Source organism: Phytohabitans kaempferiae (assembly GCF_042433955.1).
GTDB lineage: Bacteria > Actinomycetota > Actinomycetes > Mycobacteriales > Micromonosporaceae > Phytohabitans > Phytohabitans kaempferiae.
The window spans coordinates 135,416-144,437 of record NZ_JBHLUH010000074.1; the positions used below are offsets into that span (position 1 = coordinate 135,416).

The 9,022-nt window shown below is 73.9% G+C and carries 9 protein-coding genes; 1 reads left to right on the forward strand and 8 read right to left on the reverse strand.

Annotated elements, in window-relative coordinates:
- Positions 1-2: 2 nt before the first annotated feature.
- Genes ACFFIA_RS34635 through ACFFIA_RS34650 form a run of 4 tightly spaced genes read right to left on the reverse strand, consistent with a single transcriptional unit; the run spans position 3 to position 4,538 of the window.
- Positions 3-773 (reverse strand): XdhC family protein, encoded by a 771-nt coding sequence (locus ACFFIA_RS34635; RefSeq protein WP_377259465.1) that lies wholly within the window; start codon positions 771-773, stop codon positions 3-5.
- A complete protein-coding gene (locus tag ACFFIA_RS34640) occupies positions 770-3,139 on the reverse strand; it encodes an aerobic carbon-monoxide dehydrogenase large subunit (protein WP_377259468.1) in 2,370 nt (789 codons plus the stop codon). The genes ACFFIA_RS34635 and ACFFIA_RS34640 overlap by 4 nt, the downstream gene beginning before the upstream one ends.
- On the reverse strand, positions 3,136-3,612 hold the full coding sequence (locus ACFFIA_RS34645) for a (2Fe-2S)-binding protein (protein WP_377259471.1): 477 nt from the start codon (positions 3,610-3,612) through the stop codon (positions 3,136-3,138). Before ACFFIA_RS34645 ends, ACFFIA_RS34640 begins: the two co-directional genes overlap by 4 nt.
- 2 nt (positions 3,613-3,614) lie before the next feature.
- Positions 3,615-4,538: an FAD binding domain-containing protein gene (locus ACFFIA_RS34650; RefSeq protein WP_377259474.1), complete on the reverse strand. Its 924-nt coding sequence runs from the start codon at positions 4,536-4,538 to the stop codon at positions 3,615-3,617.
- A 99-nt stretch (positions 4,539-4,637) separates the two neighbouring features.
- Between ACFFIA_RS34650 and ACFFIA_RS34655 the strand changes: the two genes are divergently transcribed.
- On the forward strand, positions 4,638-5,579 hold the full coding sequence (locus tag ACFFIA_RS34655; protein ID WP_377259477.1) for a LysR family transcriptional regulator: 942 nt from the start codon (positions 4,638-4,640) through the stop codon (positions 5,577-5,579).
- Here the strand turns inward: ACFFIA_RS34655 and ACFFIA_RS34660 are convergent.
- The 4 genes from ACFFIA_RS34660 to ACFFIA_RS34675 all read right to left on the reverse strand — a co-directional run.
- The gene (locus tag ACFFIA_RS34660; RefSeq protein ID WP_377259480.1) at positions 5,563-6,696 is read right to left on the reverse strand and encodes a zf-HC2 domain-containing protein; all 1,134 of its coding nucleotides are present in this window, start codon (positions 6,694-6,696) and stop codon (positions 5,563-5,565) included. The genes ACFFIA_RS34655 and ACFFIA_RS34660 overlap by 17 nt on opposite strands.
- Entirely contained in the window at positions 6,689-7,303 is a 615-nt protein-coding gene (locus ACFFIA_RS34665) for a sigma-70 family RNA polymerase sigma factor (protein ID WP_377259483.1), read from the reverse strand. Before ACFFIA_RS34665 ends, ACFFIA_RS34660 begins: the two co-directional genes overlap by 8 nt.
- A gap of 165 nt (positions 7,304-7,468) precedes the next feature.
- Positions 7,469-8,044, reverse strand: coding sequence for a hypothetical protein (locus tag ACFFIA_RS34670; protein ID WP_377259486.1), 576 nt, complete (start codon positions 8,042-8,044; stop codon positions 7,469-7,471).
- A 122-nt stretch (positions 8,045-8,166) separates the two neighbouring features.
- Positions 8,167-9,022: glycoside hydrolase family 3 C-terminal domain-containing protein (locus tag ACFFIA_RS34675; RefSeq protein WP_377259489.1), on the reverse strand; the 856-nt coding region annotated here is incomplete at its 5' end.

Sequence of the window (9,022 nt, forward strand, 5' to 3'; positions counted from 1 at the left end):
GGCTACTCCAACACGGGAAGGAGGGACGCGGACGGGGGTACGACCGGCGGCGCGGGCGCGGTGCGGGGGCGGCTCGCGATGATCTCGGCGAGGATGGAGAGCGCCACCTCGGGGGCGGTACGCGCGCCGATGTCCAGGCCGGCGGGGGAGTGCACGCGGGCCACACCGGGAGTGTCCACAGCGGACAGTACGGCGGCGCCCCGGCGGCGGCTGGCGACCAGCGCGACGTACGGCACGCCGGCCCGCAACGCCGCCGCCAGCACCGGCTCCTCGTCGTGGCCGTGCGAGGCGACGACCACCGCGACCGCGTCCGGTGGGATGGGCGCGGCCGGGTCGACCGTGGCGGCGACCGAGTAGCCCAGCGGCTCGCCGAGGGCGACGAGGGCACGGGCCACCGGGGCGTCGCCGAGCACGTGTACCAGCGGCGGCGGGATCATCGCCTCCAGGAAGATGTCCAGCGCGCCGCCGGACAGGCAGGGGTTGGCGACGGTGACGCAGCCCTCGGACACCGACGGGTCACCGGAGAAGGAGGGCTCGATGCGCAGCAGTGTCGACTCGCCCGACGCCAGCAGGAGCAGGCTCTGCGACCGCACGGTGGACGCCGCGCAGGTGCCGCCCACGAAGCCGTCGAGCGTGCCGTCGGCCAGCACCAGCGCGGCGTCGCCCGCCTTGGCACTGGTCGGGCGCTCGGCGCGCACCACGGTCGCGAGCACGAACGGCCTCCGCTGTGCCCGAAGGTCGGACGCGCGCAGCAGCAGGTCGGCGTGGATCACGTGATCGCCAGATCTGTGCGCAGGGGACGCCCCTGGATGGCCCGCCACACGTGAGCTGGCGTGAGGGGCATGTCGGCGTGTCGTACCCCATGGGGTTTGAGGGCGTCGAGGACCGCGTTGACGACGGCGGCCGGGCTGCCGACGGTGGCCGACTCACCGACTCCCTTGGCACCGATGGGGTGGTGCGGCGAGGGAGTGACGGTCTCGCCGAGCTCCCACGACGGGCATTCCATCGCGGTGGGGAGCAGGTAGTCCATGAAGGACGCGCCGAGACAGTTGCCGTCTTCGTCGAACGCGATCAGCTCCATCAGCGCCATCCCGATCCCGTCGGCGAGGCCACCGTGCACCTGGCCCTCGACGATCATGGGGTTGATCCGCACGCCGCAGTCGTCGACCGCCACGAAGCGCCGCACCTTCACCTGCCCGGTGCCGGGGTCGACGTCGACGACGCAGATGTACGCGCCGAAGGGGAACGTGAGGTTGGGCGGGTTGTAGACGGTGGTGGCGTCCAGGTGCCCCTCGACCCCCTCGGGCAGTTCGAGGCTGGAGTGGGCGGCGAGCGCGATCTCCTGGATCGAGCGGCCCTGGGCGTGGTCGCCGCGCACGTACCAGCGGCCCTTCTCCCACTCCAGGTCGCCCGGGTCGACCTCCAGCATCGCCGACGCCACCTGCCGGGCCCGCTCGCGCACCTTGCGGGCCACGACGGCGGTGGCGGCACCGGAGACCGGGGTCGAGCGGGAGCCGTACGTGCCGAGGCCGAACGGCGTCTGGTCGGTGTCGCCGTGCACCACCTCGACGTCGTCCGGCGGGATGCCCAGCTCCTCGGCGACGATCTGCGCGTACGTGGTCTCGTGCCCCTGCCCCTGCGACTGCACCGAGATGCGCAGCACCGCCTTGCCGGTGGGGTGGACGCGCAGCTCGGCGCCGTCGGCCATGCCGAGGCCGAGGATGTCCATGTGCTTGCGCGGCCCGGCGCCGACCGCCTCGGTGAAGAAGCTGATGCCGATCCCCATGAGCGGCCCGCCCGCGGGCCGCGAGGCTTGCTCGGCACGGAGTTCGGCGTATCCCGCCATGTCGAGAGCCAGCTGGAGGGCGCGCGGGTAGTCGCCGGAGTCGTACTCCCAGCCGGTGGGGCTGGGGTAGGGGAACTGCTCGGGCTTGAGCAGGTTCTTCATGCGCAGCTCGGCGGGGTCCATGTCCAGCTCGTACGCGAGGACGTCGACCATCCGCTCGATCAGGTACGCCGCCTCCGTGATCCGGAACGAGCAGGCGTACGCGACCCCGCCCGGCGCCTTGTTGGTGTAGACGCCGGTGACCGCGCAGTGGGCGGCCTCCACGTCGTACGAGCCGGTGAAGACGTGGAAGAAGCCGGCCGGGAACTTGGTCGGCTGGGCGGTGCCGTTGAACGCGCCGTGGTCGGCGACCACCTTGACCCGCAGCGCGCGGATCCTCCCGTCGCGGGTCGCGGCCACCTCGCCGCGCATGTGGTAGTCGCGGGCGAAGCCGGTGCTCATGAGGTTTTCCGAGCGGTCCTCCATCCACTTGACCGGCTTGCCGGTGACGATCGAGCCGACGATCGCGCACACGTATCCGGGGTAGATGGGGACCTTGTTGCCGAAGCCGCCGCCCACGTCCGGCGAGATGACCCGAATCTTGTGCTCGGGGAGGCCGGCGACCAGCGCGTACACGGTGCGGTGCGCGTGCGGCGCCTGCGTGTTGCACCACATCGTGAGCTTGCCGGTGACCGCGTCGAAGTCGGCCACCGCGCCGCACGTCTCCAGCGGCGCGGGGTGCACGCGCGGGTAGAGGACATCCTGCGCGACCACCACTTCGGCCGAGGCGAAGACTGCGTCGGTGGCCGCTTCGTCGCCCGCTCCCCAGTCGAAGATGTGGTTGTCGGTCTGTCCCTCCTTGTCGTCCCGGATCACGGGGGCGTCCGGGTCGAGCGCGCGGCGGGCGTCCACCACGGCGGGCAGCGGCTCGTACTCCACGTCGATCAGCTCGAGGGCGTCGCGGGCCGCGTACTTGTCCTCGGCGACCACGAAGGCCACCTCCTGGCCCTGGAAGCGGACCTTGTCGGTGGCGAGCACGGCCTGCGTGTCCTGGGAGAGCGTGGGCATCCAGGCGAGCTTGAGCCCTTCCAGCGTCTGCCCGGTGATGACCGCCTTGACCTTGGGATGGGCCTGCGCGGCGGCGGTGTCGATCGAGACGATCCGGGCGTGCGCGAACGGGCTGCGCAGCACCGCGCCGTAGAGCATGCCGGGGAGGTTGACGTCGTCGACGTAGGTGCCCCGCCCGCGGACGAAGCGCGCGTCCTCCTTGCGGTGCATCCGCCCGAAGCCGATCGGCTTGTCCACAGTGGTCATGGCTTGCTCACCGCCGCACCCTCGCGAGCCGCCCATTGGACAGAGCGGACGATGTTCTCGTAGCCCGTGCACCGGCACGCCTGGCCGGAGATCGCCTCGCGGATCTCGTCTTCTGAGGGGTCGGGGTTGTGGTCGAGCAGCCAGCGGGCGGTCAGCATCATGCCCGGCGTGCAGAAGCCGCACTGGAGGCCGTGGCACCGCACGAAGCCCTCCTGCACCGGGTCGAGCGTGGCGCCGGCGGCCAGCCCTTCGACCGTGCGCACGGCCCGGCCGTCGGCCATCACCGCGAGCACGGTGCACGACTTGACCGGCGTGCCGTCGAGCCACACGACGCAGACGCCGCAGTTGGAGGTGTCGCAGCCCCAGTGCGTGCCGGTTAGCCCGAGCGTGTCGCGCAGGAAGTGGACGAGCAGCAGCCGCGGCTCGACGTCCGCGGTGTGCTCGTCGCCGTTGACGGTGACGGTGATCTGCATGGTCACGCCCTCCCTGAGGCTCGGGCCACGGCCCGGCGCAGCGCGCGTGTGGTCAGCTCGCCGGCCAGGTGTCGCTTGTAGTCGGCCGGGCCGCGCTGGTCGGCGACCGGCTCGCAGTGCTCGGCGGCGATCCGGCCCGCCTCGACCAGGCTGGCGTCCGTCGCCGGCGACCCGCGCAGGAACTCCTCGGCCTCGGGCGCGTGGAAGTGCGCCGCGCCGACCGCGGTCAGCCCGATGCCGGCGTCGCGGATCGTCTCGCCGTCGAGCCACACGGCCGCGCCCGCGGCGGCCACGGCCCAGTCGCCGACCCGCCGCTCGACCTTCTCGTAGGCCGAGCCTACGACAGTTCTTGTTCCGCGGAGCTTCGCAGAGGCGGACCAAGAACCGTCGCCACCTGGCTTGACCGGCACGGTCACCTCGACGAGCAGTTCGCCGGGGGCGACCACCGTCTCGTACGGCCCGGTGTGGAACTCCCGCACCGGCACCGTCCGGGTCCCCGCCGGGCCGCGGATCACCGCCGAAGCGCCCACCGCCGCGAACGCCGCCGACAGGTCCTCCGACGGGTCCGCCTGGCACAGCGAGCCGCCGACCGTGCCGCGGTTGCGCACGATCGGGTCGGCGATCACCTTCTCCGCGTCGTGGAAGATCGGGTAGTGCTCGCCCACCAGCGGTGCGGCGAGCAGGTCGGCGTGGCGGGTCATGGCGCCCACGGCCAGCACGTCGCCGTCGAGCCGCACGTACGCCAGCTCCGTCAGGTCGTTGATGTCGACGAGCGCCTCGGGCCGGGCCAGCCGTAGCTTCATCATCGGGATGAGGCTGTGCCCACCGGCCACCACGCGTGCCTCGCTGCCCCACTTCGCCAGCAGCGCGAGGGCATGGTCCACACTGGTCGCCCGCTCGTACTCGAAATGCGCCGGCACCTGCATCGGCCCAGCCTGGACGCGTGGTGAGCACTCCGCAACAGGCCGATAACCAAATGGTTAGGCGCCCTGGCGGCGGGCCTCGCGCGGCGGAAAGATCGGCACATGACCCTCACGCAGCTCGGCGTCTTCGTGCTCGTCGCGCGGCTGCGTTCGGTGCGGGCGGCGGCCGACGTGCTCGGCGTCAGCGAGCCGGCGGTGTCCCGCTCGCTCGCCGCGCTCCGCCAGCACCTGGGCGACCAGCTCGTCGTCCGCGAGGGCAACGAGATGACGCTCACCGAGGGCGGCAACCGCCTCTTCGGCATCGCCTCCCAGATGGTCGCGCTCGGCGCCGAGGCCGAGGCGGCGGTCCGCGCGGCCCAGGGCGCGGCGGCCCAGCTGCGGCTGCTGGTGACCAGCACGATCGCCGAGTTCATCGCGACGCCGCTGGTGGAGGCGTTCACCCGGCGGTGGGGCGGGCAGATCGAGACCAGCTCGGGCGTGGCGAGCGCCGCCGAGATGCGCGTCCTGCTCCCCAACCGCCTCGCCGACGTGGCGATCGGTCCCGACCTCAGTGGCGACCCCACGCTCGCCTCCGAGCCGGTGCTCCGCTACCGCCTCGTCGTGGTCGGCTCGCCGCGCAGCCGCCCCACCGGCCCGGCGAGCCGGTGGCCGTGGCTGGTCGACCCGTCCGGCACCGATCCCGACAGCGACACCGGGCGGCTGTTGCGCGCGTTCCGCGTACCGGAGGACCGGATCCGGGTCTTTCCCAACCAGACGGCGGCCTGGTCCGCGGCGGCCGACGGCGCCGGCGTGGCACCGGCCGTGTCCACACTGGTCAGCCGCGAGCTGCGCCGCGGCGAGCTGTCCATTGTGGAGACCGATCGCACGCCGGTGCAGGCCAGCTGGCACGTCACGACCCTCGCGCCCGACCGGCGCCCGGACGCCGCCCGGCGCCTGCGCAACTTCCTCGGCACGCCCGACGCGATGCAGCTGATGTGCGCCCCGGGCGCTGGCGTGCCGCCGTCCCGGTTTCGCCCGCCGGTCTACGTCACGATCTGGAGCTGATCGTCACCAGCACCGCCTCGGCCGCGTCGACCACCTCGAAGTGGTCGATCTCGGCGCGGGCCAGAGCCGTGCCGCCCAGCCCGGTGAAGCTCTCCTCGCCGTCCGCCATCCGCCAGCGCAGCGCCGTGTGCGCGGTGCCGTCCGTGGCGATCACGCGGAGCACGCAGTCGCGCGGCCCGGGCAGCCCGTGCACCGTGAGCGTCACGTCCAGGCCCGTCGCGGTGCGGCCGAGCCGCACCTCGGCCGCCACGCCGGTCGCGGGGTCGCTCCCCGCGAGGCGGTTGCCCTCCGCGCCAACCCCGGGGTTGGCCTTGATCGAGTCGGGCCTCGCCTCGCTCGGCGTGGGCTCCGGGTTTTCGCTGGTACGGGCGACTCGCGGGGGCGCCGCCGGTGAGCTGGACCGGGTCGGGGGCGGCGGTGCGACCCGCTCCCGCCGGGGCGGCGCGACGCTCGGCGGGGGAGCGGCGGTGGTGGCCGCGACCACGGGCGGTGCCGGCGGCGGCTCGGCCACGGTACGCGGGTCGGTCACGCTCGACCGGGCCGCGATCGTCACGAACCCGACCATCACCAGCACCGTCGCGGCCGCCGCCACGAGGGTGAGCCGCCGCATGGTGGTGCCGTGAAACCAGTCCCGCCGGCGCCGGCCGGTCCGCTGTGGACGCGGCTCGGCGGCGGCCGGCGTCCACGGCGCTTCCGCGGCTTCCCGCTCCGCCGCCGCGTCCCGGTGGTCGCGGAAGCGGTCGTCGAGCTTGTCCCAGGCACGCAGGTGCGGCCGGCGCATCCGGTCGTGCGCCGGCTCGCGCTGCCGGGGAAACAGCGCCCCGAGCGCACCGGGCGGATGCGGCGGCGGACGGCGTCTCAGGTCGCTGCGGCCTCGCCGGTCCGGGCCGTCTCCTCGGTTGGTGCCGCCGCCTGGGTCCGGGCCGGCGGCGAGCAGCGTCGCCGCGTCGACCTGGCCGAGCAGTTCGATCAGCGGCGCCAGGCCCTCCAGCGTCCGGAGGCAGTGGGCGCAGGTGATCAGGTGCCGCTCGTACGCGGTCCGTTCCTCCGCTTCGAGCAGCCCCAGCGCGTACGCGCCCACATCCGGGTGCACGCACGGGCCGGGCGGATCAGGCATCGGCGGTCTCGCTCCGCACGAGCAGCTTCTGGAGTGCCCGGAGGGCGAAGAAGAGCCGCCACTTCACCGTCTCCGGCGGCAGCCCGAGGTCGTCGGCGACGTCCCGCACGCCCCGGCCGCGGAAGTACGCCTCGACGAGGATCTCCCGGTCCGGCCCGGGGAGCGAGCGCAACCCGTCGAGCACCAGCATCCGCCGCATCTCGGGACCGAAGTCGTCCGGGTACTCGTCCAGCGGCAGGCGCTCGACCGGTGCCGGCGGCTCCTCCCCGAACGGGTAGCCGCGCATGTCCTCGATGATCCGCTGGGCGATGCTGATCAGCCAGGGACGCAGCGACGACGCCGCCACGTCGATCTGGTCCACCTCGCGCCAGGCGGTGGCGAGCGTCTCCCGTACGACGTCCTCCGCCAGCCGCCGGTCGCCGCCGGTGAGGCTCAGCGCGATCATGAGCAGCGGCTCGGCGTGCTGGTCGTACAGGCTGCGCAGCAGTCCACCTTCGGCCCGGTGGATGCCGGTGCGGTGCAGCGGGCGGCCGGCCGGTCCGGGCACCGACCGCGCGTGCCGGCCGCGGCCCGCCGCCGGCCGCGCTTCTAGGTCGCGCGCTGACATGAGAGCTTCTCCACGTGGTCCCCCAACCGTCGTGTTCGTTGTCGCACCGGGGTACGGAGCTGATCCGTCCCTTGGATCGACGGGTCGGCGGGAATTAAGGATCTCTTAAAGAGAATCGATGAACCTCGCTGCCCGGAGGTGCGTGGCGGGCGCCCGAACGCCCCCTCAGCCGGCCTTCGGCAGGCCGGACGCCTCGGCGGCCGCCCGGGGCCCGATGAACGGGGCGAGCACCACGTAGCTCAGCTCGGGCAGCCGCGTGGGCAGCTCGGCGGCGCGGCCGGTCGAGACGTGGTCGAAGATGACGCCGTACACACCGGCGATGACCGCCTCCACCGCCACGCGGGGCACCTCCGGCTGCCCCTCCCGGCGCGGCGCCGCGGCGAAGAAGTCCACATAGGAGGCGAGCAGCTGGCGCCGCCCGGCCAGCGCCTTCGGTCCGGCGGCGAAGACCTCCACCACCGCGAGCGCGGCGAATGCCGGCTCGGCCGCGAGGATGTGCAGCAGCGTGCCGAGCCCGCGCCGCATCCGCTCGGACCACCGCCCCGGCTGCCCGTACGCCACCGCGACGCTCCGCTGGAGCAGCTCGCGCTGCGTGCGGGCCACGAACTCGCGGGGCAGATCGTGCCGCCCGCGGGGGAGCCGCCGGTCGGGCGAGTTGGCCGAACGCGAGCCGGGGATGCCGTCGCGGAGCGGGATGGTCCACCCCGACACCCCACTGTTCGGTGTGGACGCGCTCGACATCCCCTCATAGTGCCGTACGCGTCGCGCCCCGTACGCCCTCCGAGCGGTCCGTCCGGCCGTGCACCGGCGAACCCACCACGGTGTGCGGGCGACCGGCGTCCCGCACCGCCGCGCGGCGCGGCTCAGTGCACGGTCACCTCCGTGGTCAACTGACGGTCGGGGCCGACCTCGCGCTCCGCGCCGACCAGGCGGAGTGCGACGGTGTGCGCCACGTCGGCGCTGGACCGGGAGACCCGCAGCTCCAGCGCGCCCGGCTCGACGATCCGCGTGCCCTCCCGCCCGGTGAACGCGGACATGTCGGCGTGCACGCGGAAGTCGACCCGCCGGGACTGGCCGGGGGCGAGCGCCACTCGCGCGTATCCGATCAGGCGGACCACTGGGCGGGTGACCTGTGCGACCGGGTCGTGGAGGTAGAGCTGGACCACGTCGGCGCCGGGTCGTTCGCCGATGTTGTGGACGGTCATGGAGACGGTGACCGCGCCGTCGGTCGGCACCTCGACCGGCCGCTCGGGATCGGGCGTGGCCCCGTCGACGCGCACGCTGTCCCAGGCGAAGGTGGTGTAGGACAGGCCGTGCCCGAACGGGTAGAGCGGTGTCGGGTCGACCGACGTGACCGAGGAGGCGTGCGCGAGCGTGGGGCCGAGGTAGGTGGAGGGGCCACCGGCCGGGCGGCGGGGCACGCTGACCGGCAGGCGGCCGGAGGGGCAGACGCGGCCGGAGAGGACGCCGGCGACGGCGGGGCCGCCCTCCTCGCCGGGGAAGAACGCCTGGACGGTGGCGGCGAGGCGGTCGGCGAAGGCGCCCAGTGCGTACGGCCGGCCGGACAGCAGCACCGCCACCACCGGCCTGCCGGTCGTGAGCAGCGCCTCCAGCAGCTCCGGCTGCACGCCCGGCAGATCGAGGCTCTCCGCGTCGCAGCCCTCGCCGGAGGTGCCGTTGCCGAAGAGGCCCGCGCGGTCGCCGAGCACCGCGACCACC